Annotated in this window: 18 protein-coding genes; 12 read left to right on the forward strand and 6 right to left on the reverse strand. The window is 73.7% G+C overall.

The annotated features are described in order from the left end of the window. Positions 1-49: 49 nt before the first annotated feature. The 3 genes from CLV37_RS18610 (at position 50) to CLV37_RS18620 (ending at position 4,399) form a co-directional block, all read left to right on the forward strand. On the forward strand, positions 50-3,424 hold the full coding sequence (locus tag CLV37_RS18610; protein ID WP_170127359.1) for a bifunctional diguanylate cyclase/phosphodiesterase: 3,375 nt from the start codon (positions 50-52) through the stop codon (positions 3,422-3,424). 409 nt (positions 3,425-3,833) lie between these two features. Further along, complete coding sequence (locus tag CLV37_RS18615) at positions 3,834-4,052, forward strand: ribbon-helix-helix domain-containing protein (RefSeq protein WP_106213219.1); 219 nt, start codon at positions 3,834-3,836, stop codon at positions 4,050-4,052. Beyond that, positions 4,052-4,399, forward strand: a complete 348-nt coding sequence (locus CLV37_RS18620; RefSeq protein ID WP_106213221.1) for a type II toxin-antitoxin system PemK/MazF family toxin — start codon at positions 4,052-4,054, stop codon at positions 4,397-4,399. Before CLV37_RS18615 ends, CLV37_RS18620 begins: the two co-directional genes overlap by 1 nt. A gap of 74 nt (positions 4,400-4,473) precedes the next feature. Here the strand turns inward: CLV37_RS18620 and CLV37_RS18625 are convergent, their stop codons facing one another. Together CLV37_RS18625 and CLV37_RS18630 are read right to left on the reverse strand one after the other, a co-directional pair. Beyond that, positions 4,474-4,881, reverse strand: coding sequence for a hypothetical protein (locus tag CLV37_RS18625; protein WP_106213223.1), 408 nt, complete (start codon positions 4,879-4,881; stop codon positions 4,474-4,476). Positions 4,882-5,128: 247 nt separating this feature from the next. Then, complete coding sequence (locus CLV37_RS18630) at positions 5,129-6,736, reverse strand: endo-1,4-beta-xylanase (RefSeq protein WP_211298764.1); 1,608 nt, start codon at positions 6,734-6,736, stop codon at positions 5,129-5,131. Positions 6,737-7,176: 440 nt separating this feature from the next. Here CLV37_RS18630 and CLV37_RS18640 point away from each other — a divergent pair, with 440 nt between their 5' ends. After that, positions 7,177-7,446: a hypothetical protein gene (locus CLV37_RS18640; RefSeq protein ID WP_106213227.1), complete on the forward strand. Its 270-nt coding sequence runs from the start codon at positions 7,177-7,179 to the stop codon at positions 7,444-7,446. A 43-nt stretch (positions 7,447-7,489) separates the two neighbouring features. On the opposite strand, the gene CLV37_RS18645 is transcribed toward CLV37_RS18640, so the two are convergent. Beyond that, complete coding sequence (locus CLV37_RS18645; protein ID WP_106213229.1) at positions 7,490-8,059, reverse strand: hypothetical protein; 570 nt, start codon at positions 8,057-8,059, stop codon at positions 7,490-7,492. Then, positions 8,056-8,337: a helix-turn-helix transcriptional regulator gene (locus CLV37_RS18650; RefSeq protein WP_245885481.1), complete on the reverse strand. Its 282-nt coding sequence runs from the start codon at positions 8,335-8,337 to the stop codon at positions 8,056-8,058. The genes CLV37_RS18645 and CLV37_RS18650 overlap by 4 nt, the downstream gene beginning before the upstream one ends. A gap of 468 nt (positions 8,338-8,805) precedes the next feature. Here CLV37_RS18650 and CLV37_RS18655 point away from each other — a divergent pair, with 468 nt between their 5' ends. From CLV37_RS18655 to CLV37_RS18665, 4 genes are read left to right on the forward strand one after another with little or no spacing between them, the layout of a single operon-like run. Next, a complete protein-coding gene (locus tag CLV37_RS18655) occupies positions 8,806-9,384 on the forward strand; it encodes a dihydrofolate reductase family protein (RefSeq protein ID WP_106213490.1) in 579 nt (192 codons plus the stop codon). 16 nt (positions 9,385-9,400) lie between these two features. Continuing rightward, entirely contained in the window at positions 9,401-9,880 is a 480-nt protein-coding gene (locus CLV37_RS27745) for a hypothetical protein (RefSeq protein WP_170127360.1), read from the forward strand. Continuing rightward, positions 9,877-10,617, forward strand: coding sequence for a serine hydrolase domain-containing protein (locus tag CLV37_RS18660; protein ID WP_170127361.1), 741 nt, complete (start codon positions 9,877-9,879; stop codon positions 10,615-10,617). The genes CLV37_RS27745 and CLV37_RS18660 overlap by 4 nt, the downstream gene beginning before the upstream one ends. 7 nt (positions 10,618-10,624) lie before the next feature. Next, positions 10,625-12,022, forward strand: coding sequence for an AAA family ATPase (locus tag CLV37_RS18665; protein ID WP_106213235.1), 1,398 nt, complete (start codon positions 10,625-10,627; stop codon positions 12,020-12,022). Here the strand turns inward: CLV37_RS18665 and CLV37_RS18670 are convergent. Next, positions 11,989-12,987 carry a stage II sporulation protein M gene (locus tag CLV37_RS18670; RefSeq protein ID WP_106213237.1) on the reverse strand — a complete coding sequence of 333 codons (999 nt, stop codon included), beginning with the start codon at positions 12,985-12,987 and terminating at the stop codon, positions 11,989-11,991. The two genes, CLV37_RS18665 and CLV37_RS18670, sit on opposite strands and share 34 nt — an antisense overlap. A 24-nt stretch (positions 12,988-13,011) precedes the next feature. Here CLV37_RS18670 and CLV37_RS18675 point away from each other — a divergent pair, with 24 nt between their 5' ends. Genes CLV37_RS18675 through CLV37_RS18685 form a run of 3 tightly spaced genes read left to right on the forward strand, consistent with a single transcriptional unit; the run spans position 13,012 to position 15,991 of the window. Continuing rightward, positions 13,012-13,947, forward strand: a complete 936-nt coding sequence (locus tag CLV37_RS18675) for a GlxA family transcriptional regulator (RefSeq protein WP_211298765.1) — start codon at positions 13,012-13,014, stop codon at positions 13,945-13,947. Then, positions 13,944-15,341, forward strand: a complete 1,398-nt coding sequence (locus CLV37_RS18680) for a sensor histidine kinase (RefSeq protein WP_106213239.1) — start codon at positions 13,944-13,946, stop codon at positions 15,339-15,341. Before CLV37_RS18675 ends, CLV37_RS18680 begins: the two co-directional genes overlap by 4 nt. Then, positions 15,338-15,991, forward strand: a complete 654-nt coding sequence (locus tag CLV37_RS18685) for a response regulator transcription factor (RefSeq protein WP_106213241.1) — start codon at positions 15,338-15,340, stop codon at positions 15,989-15,991. The genes CLV37_RS18680 and CLV37_RS18685 overlap by 4 nt, the downstream gene beginning before the upstream one ends. 12 nt (positions 15,992-16,003) lie before the next feature. Here CLV37_RS18685 and arr read toward each other — a convergent pair whose 3' ends face one another. Next, entirely contained in the window at positions 16,004-16,426 is a 423-nt protein-coding gene (gene arr / locus CLV37_RS18690; protein WP_106213243.1) for an NAD(+)--rifampin ADP-ribosyltransferase, read from the reverse strand. 152 nt (positions 16,427-16,578) lie between these two features. Here arr and CLV37_RS18695 point away from each other — a divergent pair, with 152 nt between their 5' ends. Then, complete coding sequence (locus CLV37_RS18695) at positions 16,579-17,502, forward strand: sensor domain-containing diguanylate cyclase (RefSeq protein ID WP_106213245.1); 924 nt, start codon at positions 16,579-16,581, stop codon at positions 17,500-17,502. Positions 17,503-17,602 lie beyond the last annotated feature (100 nt).

The following is a 17,602-nucleotide window of genomic DNA, read 5'->3' on the forward strand; positions in this document are numbered from 1 at the left end:
GACAGCGGCGAGAGGGCGGGGTGGGTCCCCGACGCGCAGAGCGCTGTCCGTGCTCGTCCCCGCCCTCCTGTACGCCGCGGCGGTCCTGCTGGGGCGCGTCTCGCGCCTGGAGGGCTCCCCCGTCGCCGCCGTCTGGCCCGCCACCGCGGTCGCCGTCGTCTGGCTGCTCACCGTCTGGGCGCACCGCACCCGGCGCGCCGTCGCGCTGAGCGCGATCGCCGCGCTGAACGTCGCCGTCGACGTCGCCACCGGCCTGCCGCCCCTGCCCGCCGCGGCCTTCACCGCCGGCTCCCTGCTGCAGGCGTGGACCACGTGCGTCGTGTTCCGCCGGTGGGGACCGACCGGGACGCGGCTGACGCAACGCAGCGACGCGTGGGCGCTGGGGGTCGCCGCGGTCGCCGGTTCCCTCGTCGGGGCCGCCGTCATCTCCGTGCCGTACGCGCTGCTGCGCGGCACCTCCCCGGCGACCGCCGCCGTCACGACCGTCACCGGGAACACCAGCATGGTCGCCGTCGCCGGCCTGTGGCTGCTGCTCGCCGACCGCACCACCCGCCGGTCGGGGGCGGCCGGCTGGCCCGAGGTGGTCGCGGTCAACGTCGCCGCCAGCGCAGCCTTCGCGTGGGTCTTCGACGTCCTGCACCTGTACTCGCTGTCCTTCGTCGTCGTGGCGGTCTCGGTGTGGGCGGGCAGCCGCTTCGCCGCGCGGGTGGCGGCCGCCAACGCCCTGTGCGTCGCGCTGCTGAACGTCCTGCTGGCCCTGCACGGCGTGGGGATGTTCAGCCCCGCGCCCCCGCTGCAGCGCGTCGTCGGCGTGCAGCTGTTCGTGGCCCTGACCGCGATGCTCACGCTGGTGCTCGTGCTGCACCGCGACGAGCGCGCCCAGCTCGTGGCCTCCCTGCGCCGCACCCAGCAGGAGGCCGAGCGGCAGGCGGACCTGCTGCGCACCGTGTTCGAGGCCAGCAGCGACGGCATGTCCGTCTACACCGCCGACGGTTCACTGCTCACGGCCAACTCCGCCGCGCTGGGGATCTACCCCGCACTGCCCGAGGGCGTCCCCGTCTCCCGCTTCGCCGAGTTCGTCGAGGTCCTCGACGACGCCGGCGACCCCGTCCCCGGTGCGCGCCTGCCCCTGGCCCGCGTCCTGGCCGGCGAGGTCGTCGACCCCCACGACCTGACCTTCCGCAGCACCCTCGACGGCGCCACCCGCACCGTCCACGTCACCGGCCGCCGCCTGCCGCGGGCCGAGGGCGCGGACTGGTCCGAGGGTGCCCTCATCGCCTTCCACGACGTCACCGAGAACCGCGCCGCGGCCGCCGAGATCACGCGCTCGCGCGACCTGTACGCCGGGATCCTGTCCGGCGCCACCCAGCAGCTCATCATCGCCACCGAGCTCGACGGCACGGTGACGGTCTTCAACGAGGGTGCGCAGCGCATGCTCGGGTACCGGGCGGCGGACATGCTCGGCCAGAACGTCAAGCGCCTGCACCACCTCCCCGAGGTGGCGGCGCGCGCCGCCGCCCTGGGGGTCACCCCGGCGCAGGTGTTCAACCGCACCCTGGAGACCACCGGCGTCGCCGCCACCGAGCAGTGGACCCTCGTGCGAGCCGACGGCGAGCACCGCCAGGTAGCGCTCACCATCAGCTGGCTCCTGGACGCCGAGGGCCGGCGGACCGGTCTGCTCGGCATCGGCACCGACGTCACCGACCAGGTCGCCACCCAGGCCCGCCTCGCCGACTCCGAGACCCGGTTCCGCGCGGCCTTCGACACCGCCCCCGTCGGCATGCTCATCGTCGGCCTCGGCGCGAGCGCCGGGCGCATCCTGCAGGTCAACACCACCATGACCGAGTTCACCGGACTCGTCCCCGAGGAGCTCGGCGTCCTCGACGTCCACGCCGTCGCCCCGCCCGAGGACCGCGACCACGTCGCCCGCCACCTCGGGCCGCTGCTCGCCGGCCTCGACGTCGACGCCCAGTTCGAGCACCGCTACGTGCGGGCCGACGGCACCACCGGCTGGGGGCGCACCACCGCCAGCCGCGTCAGCCCCGCCGGCGTCGAGCCCTACCTGCTGTGCCTCGTCGAGGACGTCAGCGCGCGCAAGGAGGCCGAGGACGCCCTCGTCCGGCAGGCCCTGCACGACGCCCTCACCGGCCTGCCCAACCGCGCCCTGCTGCGCGACCGCCTGGCCGACGCCCTCGACGCCGGGCGCCGCGAGGACCGGTGCGTCGGGGTCCTGCTCATCGACCTCGACGGGTTCAAGGCCGTCAACGACACCGCCGGCCACGCCACCGGCGACGCCCTCCTGCGCGAGATCGGCCACCGCCTCTCGGCGTTCTCCCGCGGCGGCGACACCGTGGCCCGCCTCGGCGGCGACGAGTTCGCCGTCGTCTGCCCCGACACCGACGCCGACGGCCTCGAACGCCTCGCCCGCCGGCTGCTGGCCGCCGTCCGCGAACCCGTCGAACTGCCCGGCGGGGCGTTCGCCGTCGGCGCCAGCATCGGCAGCGCCGTGCACCCGGCCGGGCCCGCCGACGCGGGGGCCCTCGACCGGCTCCTGCAGAACGCCGACCTGGCCATGTACGCCGCCAAGCGCGCCGGCAAGAACCGCGCCTACGCCTACGACGCGCGCGACCGCGAACGCCTCGAACGCGCCGAGCGCCTCCTGCCCGAACTCACCGAGGCCCTCGCCCGGGGCGAGTTCGAGATGTTCGGCCAGCCCATCGTCGACCTCGCCACCGGCCGCGTCGACGCCGTCGAGACCCTCCTGCGCTGGCGGCGCGCCGACGGCACCGTCTGGGCCCCCGGTGCGTTCCTCGACGTCCTGGAAGCCTCCCCGCTGATGCCCGCCGTGGGCGAGCACGTCCTGCGCGCCTCGGCGACCCTGGCCGCCCGCTGGGAACGCGAACTCGGCGCCGACGCCCCCGCCGTCCACGTCAACGTCTCCGCCGAGCAGCTCGGCGGGTCCCTCGTCGACCAGGTCGACCGCGTCCTGGCCGAGACCGGGCTGTCGGCCGGCCTGCTCGTCCTCGAACTCACCGAGACCCACACCACCCGCATCACCGACGCCCTGCGCGACGAGCTGGAGACCCTGCGCCGGCGCGGTGTCCGCATCGCCATCGACGACCTCGGCACCGGCTACTCCGGCCTGGCCCGCCTCACCGAACTGCCCGTCGACCTGCTCAAGATCGACCTGCAGTTCGTCGCCGGCCTCGGCCGCGACCCCAGCTGCGACGCCGTCGTGCGCGCCGTCCTCGGCATCGGCCAGGCCCTGGGGATCCAGGTCGTCGCCGAGGGGGTCGAGGACGACGCCCAGGCGCGGATCCTGACGTCCTACGGCGCCACCCTCGCCCAGGGGTACCGGTTCGCCCGGCCCGCCCCCGCCGCCGAGCTCCTCGCGGCCCTGCGGCGGCCGGCGCTCGCGGGCTGAGCAGCGCCGCGACGCGGTGGCACGGGGGTGTGGTGCATCAGGACACCGGTGACACTCGATGTGTCGAGACATCGGTGACAGTCGTGGACCTCAACCGGTGTCAGCTGTCACCACCAGAAGGCGCGTCGGCATCAGGTCGGCTGCTCAGCCCTCGGGAGCACCCCACCCGTGTGGACGGTGGCTCCCTGGCCGTCGATGGCCTCGTCGTGGGCGGCTGCTTGCCAGGCGTCGCCGGCGTCAGGACCGTTCTCGAGCGTCGTCGCACACGACGCCCCTGACTGCTCGCCGTGCAACGGTGGACCGGTGCGACGAGCGCGCCAGCGAGGACGGTGACCCGACCGCGACGTCATGCTCACCGCAGGATGAGCGGGCGGTAGCAACAAAATTGCTACCGGGGTAGCATCGTCGCGTGAAGCTCAGCATCAGCCTTTCCGAAGCCGACGTCGCTGCCCTCGACGAGCACGTCCGCGCGGCGGGCCTGCCGTCCCGGTCCGCCGCGGTGCAACGAGCCATCCAAACCCTGACCCACCAGCAGCTGGAGCAGGACTACGCCGCCGCTTGGAAGGAGTGGGACGACTCCGGGGAGCGCGAGGTGTGGGAAGGCGCCACGGCCGACGGACTCCGCTGATGCGACGCGGAGAGGTCCGCCTCGTCGACTTCGACCCGGTGCGGGGCAGTGAGGCCAACAAGCGCCGTCCTGCGGTCGTGGTCAGCAACGACCAGGCCAACGCGGTCGCCGAACGCCTCGGACGGGGTGTAGTCACCGTGGTTCCGGTGACCAGCAACACGGCCAGGGTGTTCCCCTTCCAAGTCCTGCTCGCAGCCCAGGACACCGGACTGCACGTCGACTCCAAGGCCCAGGCCGAGCAGGTCCGCGCCGTCTCGGTGGATCGACTGGGGCCGGCGCTGGGGCGGTTGCCGTTCGAGGCGCTGGACGCCCTCGACGACGCGTTGCGGCTGCACCTGGCTCTTTGACACCGATGGCGAGAGCGGCCCTCATCGCGGGATGACCGTGAAGTCGCGCGGTGCGCGGGATGACCGCGAAGTTGTCACGGCTCCGAGCTCCCGTCTCCCACGTCCTGCGCCGCTGGCGTCCGCACAGAGGACATCGCCTGCCCGCCGAGCGGTACGTGAGCGGTCCAGCGGTGTGCAGGGGCTGGTCGCTGCTTGCCCTCGATCGCGGCAAGGAGGTTGAGCAGAGCAGAACGGTCGCGCGCCAGGTCCGCCCGGTCCCCGCCGGCCTCGATGTGCGTGCGCAGGACGTCCCCGGCCACCGCGTGAGTCTGCGGGCCGAGGAGGCGGCTGGTGTGGTCCTGGATGAAGTGCAGGACCTCATCGGGTACGCCGCCTCGGGCGTAGGAGTCCTCCAGGAGCAGCCACGCGCTGGGAGCGTCGAGGGCCTCAGCCAGGTGCCTGCCTTCGGCGGCGGCGTTCTCCAGCTCGTCATCACCGTCCATCGCACGATCCTGACAGCGGCGCCGCGCACCGGGACTCATCCGCACTTCGCCATGTGTGGATGGTCGACGACGTTCTGGTCAGCGGGATGACGGTGACGTCGCCGCGTGCCTTTGTCCTGTTCAGGGGACGCGCCGTGGCTGAGCGAGCCGATGCGGCGTCGGTGATGCGCTGGCTGGCGCTGCGCCGAGCCACCCCGAACCCGACGTCCACCGCCGGTGGTGGCACGCAGCCCCCCACCCTGACCGCTCAGGAACTGTCCGGCCCGCCACCCAGCGCTTGCCTGATTGCCTCGTACGCAGGCGTCGGGCGCCCCTCGTCGAAGAGCAAGTCGTGGCCCTGCTGCAGTTTGCCGTCTTCGTCGACCGACCAGTCGTAGCGGTCGTCCACACCCCAGGTGGTGTAGGAGACGCATGTGGGAGTGCTCAGGCAGGTGATCAGCACATCGGCGTACTGCTCCGCCTGGAGCTGCGTCCCTCGGCTGTCCGGGACGTCGTTCTCGGAGATGCGGACGTCCAGCCCGGCTGCTGCGAAGGTGTCGAGCGTCTCGGTCAGATCCTCGGGCGAGATGGCGTCGGTGTCGAGGTCGTAGATGTGGGCCTGCAGGCCCACCCCGTCGAGGTGACCTCCCCGTGCGTTGGTGTCACGCACGAGCTCGAGCAGGGCGGCCTGACGGTCACCGGGCACGTCGGCCCCGTTCTCGTTGACGAACTGCTTCACGTCGGGGTCGGCGTCGTGGACGGCTCGGGAGACGACCAGCGGGTACCCGAGCCCGAAGGTGCGGTACCAGATGTTCTCCTGGAGTTCGGTTCCTTGGTCGACGTCGAACGGCTCGTTGACGACGTCGAGCGAGGCGAGGCGTCCCTTGAAGTGCCCCACGACGGTGGTGACGTAGTCCAAGAGCGCTGCGGCGCTAGCGCGGCGATCCTGCTCGGAACCGGTGGGTAGGTCCTGCATCCAGCGGGGCATCGCCTCGGTGAAAGCGATCGTGTGCCCGTGCACGGTCATGCCTTTGCTCTGGGCCGCGGCGATGAGGGCGTCGGCCTCCTCGAAGGTGTAGACGCCCTGCTGCGGGGAGAGGTTCTGCGGCTTCATCGCGTTCTCGGGCGTGATGGCGCCGAAGTCGCCGACGAGCTCTTGTGCGTAGTCGGGGTCTGCCGCAAGTGGGCCGAGAGCCACGGCCGCCCCGATCCGGAAGCCCGGACGGGTGCGGTCAGCCAGCGCCTGCAGCCCTTCCGCTGATCGCACCACCTTGTCGAACGCGGGGCCCACGGTCCTCAGCGATCCGCCCTCCGCAGCGGTGGCGGTGAGGGAGTCGACCGAGAAGGTGCCGCTGTCGCTCGACAGTCCCAGCCAGAGTTCCCCTGACGAGAACACCCCGCCCAGAGGCATCGAAGACACTACGTGCTCGTGGCTCTCGACCTCCAGCGAGTGGCCGGAGCGACGAACCGACAGGGGGGCCTGCGGGTCGGAGAGGGTCACGTGCTCGTCGTGGACCGGGACGGGGTCGCTCACGTCCTCCTGGGGCGAGCCGTCGAAGACGATGATCTCGAGATCGTCCCCCCTGAGGGTGAGTCGTATCCCGGCCGGTTCGATCCTGAACTCGTCGGCGATCGATGGCGGGCTGTCGTAGACCGCCCAGGACGCGTCGGCGGTGGCGTCGGCGAAGACGGCGGTGAGGAGGAAGTCGCCCTGGGCCACCAGGTGGGTTCCCACCAGGTTGACTGGCGGGTTCGGCTGGCCTCCCGTGCCGTCCTGCTCGACGATCTTCCGCCCGGTGGCCGTGACCTGCAGCTGATCGCCGTCAACCGCCACCCCCGGCACGTGCTGCCAGCCCTGCAGGAGGTTGAGGATCACTCCGGGCTCCACTACCGGAGCGGGCGTAGGGGTCGTGCATCCCGAGAGGGCGAGCACGAGGCTCGAGGCTAGCCCGGTGAGCGCGGCCAGTGGGGGCCGGCACCGGACCCCGGGGTTTTGCGGAGCAGTCTCCAAGGTCAGAGCGGGGCGAGGCACTCCCGCAGTTTGCTATGCCCTGCGTCGAGCAGGTGCAAGGGCAGGACGCCGTGGTATGTGCGGCCTACTGCACCGCGGGATGACCGTGCGCTGCGCACACCGCGGGATGACCGTGCGCTGCGCGCACCGCGGGATGACCGTGCGCTGCGCGCACCGCGGGATGACCGGAAGGTCGCCGGCCTGCACCTTGCGGCAACTTCGAGGTGAGTGACCGTCCCTTGCCACGCCGTGGTCCTGCGTCGTGACCGAGTGCGTGGATGGCCGCTGCCCGTCACGCTGAACCAGTGGATGATCAACCGGACAGCGACCGCAGCAGGGCGCAGTCCGCCCGCTTCACCACCGTCATCGGTGCCGTCGTGTTCGTGCTCGCCCTCGTGCTTCTGCTGTTCGCGGACGACCGACGATCTCTCGTCATGAGCCTGATGCTCGTCTTCGTCAGCCTCGGTCTCGGGCTGGTCGGCTTCGCAGGGGATCGTCGTTGGGTGAAGACCATCAGCGTCGCCTCGTCCGCCCTGGCGGTCCTGCTCGCGGTCTACGGGTTCATCGCTACATGACGCCCGGAGGGCGGGATGACCGGAACGTCGCTGTCGGCGATGCTCACTCGCCGAGGTCGTCGGCCTCGTCCACCGGGGCGCGCCAGTTCCAGGCCAGGGCGGCGGCAGGCAGCATGGTCGTGGTCAGGAACGAGGCGAAGGTCAGCACCATCCAGCCCACGCTCTCGAAGAGCTGTAGGCCTGCTTCTTGTGCCAGGAAGCTGTTGAGGGCCGCGAGGACGGCCACGAGGCCCAGCAGCACCAGGGTGAGGTGGAAACCGCGTCGGTAGGCGTGGTCGCGGTCGCTGATCTCGCGTTCATCGAGCAGGTTCTCCGGTGCCCTGTCCAGCATCCGGGTCGCGCGTCGCAGGGCGCCGATCCCGGAACTGCCCACGACCGACGTAGCTGCTCCGAGCAGCGCAGTGTTGGTCCCGCCGCCGGCGGTGGCGGCGAGCACACCGAGGCCGAAGGTCGCCACGGGGAGCAGGGCCAGGGTGCGGCGGGCGGTGCGGGTGGCCAGCCACGGTGGCAGCGGCTGCTGACGTTGTTCCTGGACGCGCGCTTCGGTCTGGGCGCGCAGCTGCGCGCGGCGTTGGGCGCTGCCTCGGGGGGGTCGGGTGTTGGTGGGGTTCACGTGTGCGCTCCTGCCTGGGAGGGCACCGCCGCCGCCGTGGGGGGCGTCGTGGGTGCCGTTGAGGTCGTGGGGGCGGGGTAGAGCTGCGCCGACATGGGCGGGAAAGGCGTGAGGGAGAAGATCGCTTCGACGGGCAGGCTGAAGTGGGCGGCCAGGCGCAGGGCGAGTTCGACGGAGGGGCCGTAGTCGCCGCGTTCCAGGAAGCCGATGGTCTGGACGTTGACGCCGACCGCTTCGGCCAGCTGACGGCGGGTGGTGCCGCGCTCTGTGCGCAGCACGGCGAGGCGGTTGTGCAGCTGTCTGGCGCCTGCTGGCCCTTTCGCCTTGGTACTCACTCTTCCAACGTTGCGTCAACGCAACGCGGAACGCAAGAGGAGCAACGCAGGGCGGGATGAAGTAATCCTGCATGATCTTGCGGACATCGACATGAGCGCGACGTCCGTGACCGTGACGTCGAGGCGAGTGCTGGCGAGCCGATGACGGCTCCGCCGATGCTGCTCGCCCGGCCGTACCTGTCCACCGGTGACGCCGGGCCCTGCATCACCGCGTGCGCGTCGACCCGTGAGGGGGTCTGCGCTGCGCGTTGGTCGGCCGAGGGCAGCGGGGCGGGATGCTCCGAGGGCCGAGAAGTGTCACCACCACGACCGTCGGAAGTGTCACCGATGTCCTGATGCAGAACTGCCACCGACGTCGTGGGACACGGCACCCGGTTGCGCGACGACGTCCGCACCGACTTGGGTGGTCCGATGAGACGCCTCGTGTACTACGTCGGCACCACCCTCGACGGCTACGTCGCGGGACCGGGCGGGGAGTTCGACTTCTTCGGCCAGGGCGAGGGCGCGGACCTGGCCGAGTACCAGGCGTGGACGGCCTCGCACTACCCCGAGACCGTCCCGACGGCCTTCCGGGGGCTCCTCGGGATCGACGCGCCGAACCAGCGGTTCGACACCGTCGTCATGGGCCTGGCGACGTACCGGGTGGGCCTGCCCGCGACGCCCAGCCCCTACTCCCACCTGGCCCAGCACGTCGTCTCCCGCACCCTGCCCGAGGCTCCGCACCCCGAGGTGCGGCTGTCGCGCGACCCCGTCGCGCTCGTGCGCGCCCTGAAGGCCGAACCCGGTCTGGACGTCTGGTTGTGCGGCGGCGGGACCCTCGCCGGTGCGCTGACCGGTGAGATCGACGAACTCGTCCTGAAGACCTACCCGGTGCTGGCCGGGGCCGGGATCCCCGTCGTGGCGGGCGGGTTCTCACCCACGGCGTTCCGCGTCCTGGAACGCGAGCAGTTCGCCAACGGGGTCGTCGTCAGCCGTCTCGAACGCGCCTGAACCCTACGATCGGGACGTGACCCGCGACCGCGCCTGGCCCTGGTTCCTCCTGGCCGTGGGCGGTGCCGTCGGCACGAGCTGGCTGGCGGACGCGGCGGGGTGGCCGACGTGGGTGCGCGCGCTGCTGTTCGCGGCGTTCGTCGGGGTCGGGGGCGCGGTGGGCGGACGCCGGGTCCGGGCCCGGCTGCGGCGCGGTGAGCACGGCGACACCACCTTCGAGGCGGGGGTCCGGGCCCTGTCCCCCGGGACGGCGGGCCTGCGGACGTCGTGGCGCACGGCCGGGGCCGTCGTCACCGGCGACGGGACGCTGCACTGGCGCGGGCGGGAACTGCACCACGGCCGGCTGGAGGGGTCCGCGCCCCGGAGGGTCACGGGCCGCGAACTCCTGCACCTCGTCCCCGGCTGGCGGGTGCGGACGGTGACGTTCGACGGCGGCGTCCGCGTCGAGGTGGCGCTGGACCCGGTCTTCGCGAAGCGGTTGCAGTCGTGGCGGTGAACCCCGCGGACCCGGGCGACGATCTCACCCGCGGGGTCCACGAGGGTTTGTTCCGCGGGGCGGCCGTGGTGTTCTCAGGCCCGGACGGCCGCGTCCACCGGGCGTCGGCGGGAACCCCGGCGGACCACCTCGGCCCCCTCACCCGGGCCGTGGTCGCCACGCTGGCCCACGAGCTCGCGGCCGTCGGCGCCCTCGACCTCGACCGCCCCACCGACCGGGGTTTCACCGCGCGCCAGCTCCTGGACCACGCGTCGGGGCTGCCGGCGACCAGCGACGTGTGGCGCCGCGACGACCTGCGGCCCGCCCAGAAGCTGCGGCGCCTCCTGGACACGCCGCTGGTCGCCACGCCCGGCCGGGAGGTGCGCCCCTCCCCCCTGGGGTTCGTGGTGCTCGGGGACCTGCTGGAGGAGGCGACGGGACAAGGCCTGGACTCCCTGCTGGCCGACCTCGTGACCGGGCCGCTGCGGCTGACCGGTCCCGTCTTCGGCCCCGGGGACGACGAGGTCTCCCGCGCCCTGCGGCGCCCCGTCGGGCACACCGGGCTGCTCGGCCGCGCCGACGACGTGCACGCGATCGGCCGGGCGCTGCTCGACGGGACGCTGGCGGGCGGTCCGACGCCGCTGCTGCACCCGGCCCCCGGCGCGTGTCTGGCCCTCGTGACGGACGGGGCGACCGACGGCGAAGGGCTGACGCGGTTCTGGAACACCCTGGCGCGGCGGCTGACCGGAACGCCATGATCGCGGCGTGGACCCCGAGACCCGTGACCTCGCCCTGTCGATCCGGCGCTTCCTCGACGACGTCGTGCACTCCGCGCAGGCCCAGGCCGACGAGGCCGGCCCGAAGATCGCCGACGTCGTCGGTGCCCACCTGGGCACCGGCGCGAACCAGCTGCCGGTGGTCCGCGAGGAGGTCCCCGACCACCAGTTCGTCGACCTCGACATCGCGCTGACGCTGCTGGGTGAGCGCGGCGGCGGCGAGGAGGTCGTCGGGGTCGGCGGCGGTGACCAGCGCGGCCACCACGGGTTCTCCGACTTCCTCGCCGGCCACTACGGGCACTTCGGCCTCGGCGCCGTGGACCGGGTGAACCTGCCGACGGGCCCGGACACGACGCGCCGCGCGGTGGGTTTCGGCGTCCGGCTGCTGCGCTGGGACGACCAGCCCGTCGCCGTCCTGCAGCGCACCGCGCAGCGGCACAGCGGCTACCCGACGGGCTTCGAGGTCGTCGCCGCGCAGGAGTCCCTCGTCCCCGCCTTCATCGCCGAGGTCCGCCGGCTCATGGTGGAGCGCAGCGTCCTGCGCGGGCAGGTGCTGTCGTTCTCCGGTTCCCCCTACGAGCCGCACAACGCCGGCATCACGTTCGTCCACCGCCCCGCGGTGACGGCCGACGACGTCGTGCTGCCGCCGGGGTCGCTGGAGCGCATCGCCCGGCACGTCGTCGGGGTGGGCACCCACTCGGCGCGCCTGCAGGGCTCGGGGCAGCACCTCAAGCGCGGGGTCCTGCTCTACGGCCCGCCCGGGACGGGCAAGACCCTCACGGTGCGGCACCTGGTGGCCCGCGCCGAGAACAGCACGGTGGTGCTGCTGGCCGGTCAGGCCCTGGCCCACGTCACGACGGCCGCGCACCTGGCCCGCGCCATGCAGCCGGCGATCGTCGTCCTGGAGGACTGCGACCTCGTCGCCGAGGACCGGGGGTTCAACCCGGGCGAACGTCCCCTGCTGTTCCAGCTCCTGGACGCCATGGACGGTCTCGACGGGGACGCCGACGTCGCCTTCCTGCTGACCACGAACCGGGCGGACCTGCTCGAACGCGCCCTGGCCCAGCGCCCCGGTCGCGTCGACCTGGCCGTGGAGATCCCGTTGCCGGACCGCGACGCGCGGTTCGCGCTGTTCCAGCTCTACGCCCGCGGGCTGCCCGTCTCCCCGGAGGTGATCGCCGAGGCCGCCGACCGCACGGCGGGGGTGACGGCCAGCTTCGCCCGGGAACTGCTGCGCCGGGCCGTCCTCGTGGGCGCCGAGGCGGGCCACGACGTCACCGACGCCGACGTCCGCACGGCCCTGGACGAACTGCTCTCCGACGCCGAGCACCTGACCCGCAGCCTGCTGGGCTCTCAGCCCGCGACGGGTACCTCGTCACCCGCGTAGCGTTCCTCCAGGTCGCCGGTCTCCCCCTGCCGCGCAGCGGGTCGGCCCAGGAACAGGCAGTAGGACCAGAACGCGACCTCGGCGAGCACCCCGATCCCGACGCGCGCCCACGTCGGCAACCCCGACGGCGTCACGAAACCCTCGATGAGCCCGGAGACGAACAGCACCCCGACCAGGCCGAGGGCGACGCCGACCATGGCGCGCCCCTCGGTCGCCAGCGCCTGCGAGCGCGTCCGCGCCCCCGGCGCGACCCACGCCCAGAACAGCTTCAGCCCCGCCCCGGCGGCCACGAACACGGCGGTCAGCTCGAGGATGCCGTGCGGCAGGATCAGCCCGAAGAACAGCTCCCCGCGGCCGTGGTCGATGAGCAGCCCGCCCTGCAGGCCGACGTTCACGGCGTTGACCGCCAGGGAGACCAGCACCGGCACGCCCGTGATGCCGAGGGCCACGCAGGTCGCCGCGACCCAGGCGTTGTTCGTCCACACCCGCCCCGCGAACTGCGCGTGGCTGTACTCGGAGTAGTACCCCTCGAAGTCGGAGTTCACGAGCTGGCGCACGTTCTCGTTCGACCCGAACAGGCTCGCCTGCACGGCGGGGTCCTGCACGACCCACAGGCCCGAGGCGACGGCCAGCACGAGCGTGAACGCGAAGGCGCCCGTCGTCCACCAGCGCAACCGCCACAGGGCGGCGGGCAGGCCCCGGGTCGTGTAGTGCACGACCTGGCGCCACGCGGTGTACCGCGACCCCGTCAGCCGGGCGCGGGCCCGCACGAGCAGCGTCGAGAGCTGGTCCAGCAGCACCGGCTCGGACTGCGCCGAACGCAGCGCCGACAGGTGGGTCGCGGTGCGCTGGTAGAGGGCCACGAGCTCGTCGGCCTCGGCGCCGTCGAGGTCGCGGCGGGCCACGAGGGCGCGCAACCTCGCCCACTCGTGCTCGTGCACGGCCCGGAAGGCGTCGACGTCCACGCCCGCCAGGCTATCTTCCACAGGGTGCACAGGGTCGCGGTGCTGGTCCTCGACGGGGCGAAACCGCTCGACGTCGGGATCCCGGCGCAGGTGTTCTCCCACCGGCCCTCGATGCCGTACGAGCTGCGCGTGTGCGGGGCGGCGCCGGGCCGGGTCCGCGGCGGGGAGGGGTTGTCCTACCACGTGGACTCCGGGCTGGAGACGTTCACCTGGGCGCAGACCATCTTCATCCCCGGCTACCGCGAACCGGCCACCACCGCGCCGCCGGCGGCCGTCGTCGAGGCCCTGCTGGCCGCCCACGCGCGCGGGGCGCGGATCGCCGCGATCTCCACGGGGGCGTTCGCGCTGGCCGCGACGGGGCTGCTCGACGGCCTGCGCGCCACGACGCACTGGCACTACACGCGCGTCCTGGCCGAGCGCCACCCCCGCGTCCGCGTCGACGAGAACGTCCTGTTCGTCGACTCCGGCGACGTCCTGACCTCGGCGGGGGCGGCCTCGGGCATCGACCTGTGCCTGCACCTGCTGCGCCGCGACCACGGCGTCGCCGCGGCCAACCACGTCGCCCGCCGCCTCGTCGCGGCCCCCTACCGCAGCGGGGGCCAGGCCCAGTACGTCCCGCGCAGCGTCCCCGAGGGCGTCGGCGAGGTGTTCGCGGCCACGCGCGAGTGGGCCCTGCACCACCTGGCCGGGCCGCTGACCCTGGACGCCCTCGCCCAGCACGCCAACGTCTCGGCGCGGACGTTCTCGCGGCGGTTCGTGGAGAACACCGGCTACACGCCCATGCAGTGGGTGCTGCGGGTGCGCGTCGACGCGGCGCGCGAACTGCTCGAACGCACCGACCTGCCCGTCGAGCAGGTCGCCGCCCGGGTGGGGCTGGGCACGGGGGCGAACCTGCGGCTGCACTTCGGCCGGATCCTCGGGACGTCGCCGACGGAGTACCGGCACACCTTCTCGGCGTGAACGGGGTGGGTCGCGGCGGGTCGGAGCGGTGGGGGGTGTCGGGCCGGCCCGACACCGGGCTGTCGGGCTGGCAGGCTCGTGGCGTGGACGCCGCGGCCGACAGGATCGGGGACGTGACCGAGAACCCGCCCCGTCCCCGCGTCCCGCTGCTGCGCAGGCTGGCCGACGACAGCGTCTTCGTCCTGTCGGGGTGGTCCCTGGGCCTCGCCGGGTTCGTGGTCGTCGTGACCGGGGTGTCCCTGGCCGCGGGCCTGCTCGTGGTGTGGGTGGGGGTCCCCGCCCTGGCCGGCGCGCTGCTGACCGCCCGCGGGCTCGCGCACGTGCAGCGCGCCCAGCTGCGCCACCGGCTGCACCGCGAGGCCCCGACCCCCCGCTACCTGCGGCCCGCGCCGGCCGCGGGCCGGGTGCGGCGCGCGCTGACCCCGCTGCGCGACCCGCAGTCCTGGTTCGACCTCGCCTGGGCGCTGCTGGCCTTCGTCACCGGGACGGTCGCCGTCGTGGTGGCGGTGTCGTGGGCGGCGCTGGCCCTGGGCGGGCTGACGTACTGGTTCTGGCAGCGGTGGCTGCCCGAGAGCGACGGGTCGCTGGTCGAGCTCCTGGGCTGGGGTTCGGGACGGCAGGCCGAGTCGCTGCTGAACCTCGGGATCGGCGTCGTGGCCGTGCTGCTGCTGCCGGGGGTGCTGCGGCTGTGCGCCGGGCTGCACGGCGGGGTCGCCGACGTGCTGCTGTGCAGCCGGGCCCGTCTGCAGGGCGACGTGCAGCGCGTCGTGGACAGCCGGGAGGCCGCGCGCGACGCCGAGGCGGCCTCGCTGCGCCGCCTCGAGCGGGACCTGCACGACGGCCCGCAGCAGGGGATGGTCCGTCTGGCGGTGGACATCAGCCGGGCCCGACGGCAGCTGGACGTGGACCCCGCACGGGCCGGGGAGATCCTCGACGAGGCCCTCGTGCGGGCCCGCAGCACCACCCAGGAGCTGCGCGCCCTCAGCCGCGGGATCGCCCCGCCGCTGCTCGTCGACCGCGGGCTCGCCGCCGCCGTCGGCGAACTGCTGCAGCGCAGCCCGATCCCGACGACGTCGACGCTGGGGATCCCCGAGGACCTGCCCCCGCACGTGGAGACCGCCGTGTACTTCGCGGTCGCGGAGGCGCTGACGAACGTGGCCAAGCACTCGGCCGCGAGCCGCACCGCGCTGGAGATCACCACCCGGGACGGCCACCTCGTCGCGACGGTCACCGACGACGGGATCGGCGGCGCGCACATCGCCAAGGGCAGTGGCCTGGCCGGGTTGCAGCAGCGCCTGGCCGGTCTGGAGGGGGCGCTCACGGTGTCCTCCCCCGCCGGCGGCCCGACGGTCCTGGCCGCCTCGGTCCCCCTGCCCGGCGGGACCGGCGCGTGAGGGTCGTGCTGGCCGACGACTCGGTCCTGCTGCGCGAGGGCATCGCCCTGGTGCTCGCCGACGCCGGCCACGAGGTCGTCGCGGCCGTCGGCGACGGGCCGTCGCTCGTGGAGGCCGTGCTGCGCGAACGGCCCGACGTCGCCCTCGTCGACGTGCGGATGCCGCCCTCGCACACCGACGAGGGACTGCGCGCGGCCGTGGAGGTCCGGCGCACCTGGCCCGCCGCGCCGGTCCTCGTGCTGTCGCAGTACGTCGAGCTGTCCTACGCCGACGAGCTCCTGGACTCCCAGCCGAACTCCCAGCAGACGGGGACGGGGTACCTGCTCAAGGACCGCGTCAGCGACCTCGCGGAGTTCCTCACCGCGGTCGAGTCGGTCGCCGGCGGCGGCACCGTCCTGGACCCCCTGGTGGTGCGGCAGCTGATGGGCCGGCGGCGCGACCCGCTGGCCGGGCTGACCCCGCGCGAGCTGGAGGTGCTGGGGCTGATGGCGCAGGGCCGGTCCAACGCGGCCGTGGCCGCGGCGCTGGACGTCACCCTCGGGGGCGTCGAGAAGCACACGCAGCGGATCTTCGCCAAGCTCGGGCTGACCGACGACGAGACGACCCACCGGCGCGTGCAGGCGGTGGTCCGGTACCTGCGGGCGGTGTGAGGGGGCCGGCCCTCAGTTGAGGATCTCGGCCCGCTCGTCGGCGAGCAGCGTGGACAGCCGGTCCCGCCAGGCCTGCAGCGCCTCGGGGCTCAGCCGCGTCCAGTCGTGGACCTCGCCCACGACCCGCAAGGGGGCGGCGCTGCGGTAGGACCGGGTGGGGTTGCCGGGGAACTTCTTGTCCGTGACGTTCGGGTCGTCCTCCCAGGCCCCCGTCGGTTCCACGGCGTAGACGCGGGGTGCGGCACCGGCTCCCCGGAGCTCGGCGGCCAGCTCGGCGGCCAGCCCGGCGCCGTCGCGCTGGGCCGTGAAGTACACGTGGTTCATCACGACCTCGGGGCGGTAGTTGGAGCGGCGACCCGGTGTGAGCAGGTCCCCGACCTCCAGGTCGGCGGTCGTCCCGTGGAAGAACGGTCCCTCGTCCAGCGCTGCATCCACGTGACCCAGGGTGACCGCTCGACGGCGCGAAGGCCAGCCCCCGGCCCGTCCGGGTGGTTGGATGGCCAGGCGTGCCGCCACGACGCCGGGACCCCGGACGGGGTCGTGACGCGGGCGGCGCAGGCCCCGGCGACCGGGGCGGAGGGAGGACGATGGACAGCGCGGTGAGCGGCGACCACCGGGCCCCGGACGGGGCTGAGACCGTGGCCGCGGCCCTGACCGGCCCCGCGGCCGTGCCCTTCGAGCAGCTCGTGCACGAGGTGCCGATGGGCGTGTGGGTTCACGTGGACGGCCGCGTCGTCTACGCCAACCGGTGCGCCGAGGAGATGCTCGGGGCCGCCCCCGGCGGTGCCGCGGGCCTCGTGGTGCAGGACCTGGTCCACCCGGCCTCGGCCGAGCTGGTGGCCCACCGCACCGGCCGGCTGCTGTCCGGGCAGGCGCTGGCCGGTTCGGCGGAGTACACCGTCGTGGCCCTCGACGGCCGGCACGTGCGGGTCGAGTCGGTCGAGACCACCCTGGAGCTGCCCCAGGGGACGGCGGTCGTGGTCACCGCCTGCGACGTCACCGAACGGGCCCGCCGCGAGGCGCACCTGGCCCACCTGGCGACCCACGACGGGCTGACCGGGCTGCCGAACCGGCTCCTGCTCACCGACCGCCTCGCCCAGGCCCTGACCGGGGCGGCGCGCCGCGGCGGGTGCGTGCTGGTGACCTTCGTGGACCTGGACCGCTTCAAGGCGGTCAACGACCGGCTGGGGCACGCCACCGGCGACGCGCTGCTGCAGCACGTGGCGCGGTGCCTGCTGGAGACCGCGCGCGAGGGGGACACCGTCGCCCGCCTCGCCGGGGACGAGTTCGTCATCTGCGCCGACCTGGACGGCGACGTCGCGGGGACCGTCGCGGACGCCGAGGTCCTGCTGGCTCGCTACCGACAGGCGCTGCGCCGCCCCTTCGCCCCGGCGGGTGCCGTGCCGTGGGGCGCGAGCACCGGCGCCGTGGTGTGCGACGGCTCGTGGACCGCCGAGCACGCCCTGGCCGAGGCGGACCGGCGCATGTACGCCGGCAAGCACGGCGGCTGACCGCTTCGGAGCGTCACCGGCCCCCTCCCCGCCCTGGCACGATCCTTGCGGACCATGTCCTTCTCGCCACTGTCGGCCCCGGGGCCCCGCGGGCGAGAGT

Origin of the sequence: Kineococcus rhizosphaerae (assembly GCF_003002055.1) — a bacterium.
Lineage (GTDB): Bacteria > Actinomycetota > Actinomycetes > Actinomycetales > Kineococcaceae > Kineococcus > Kineococcus rhizosphaerae.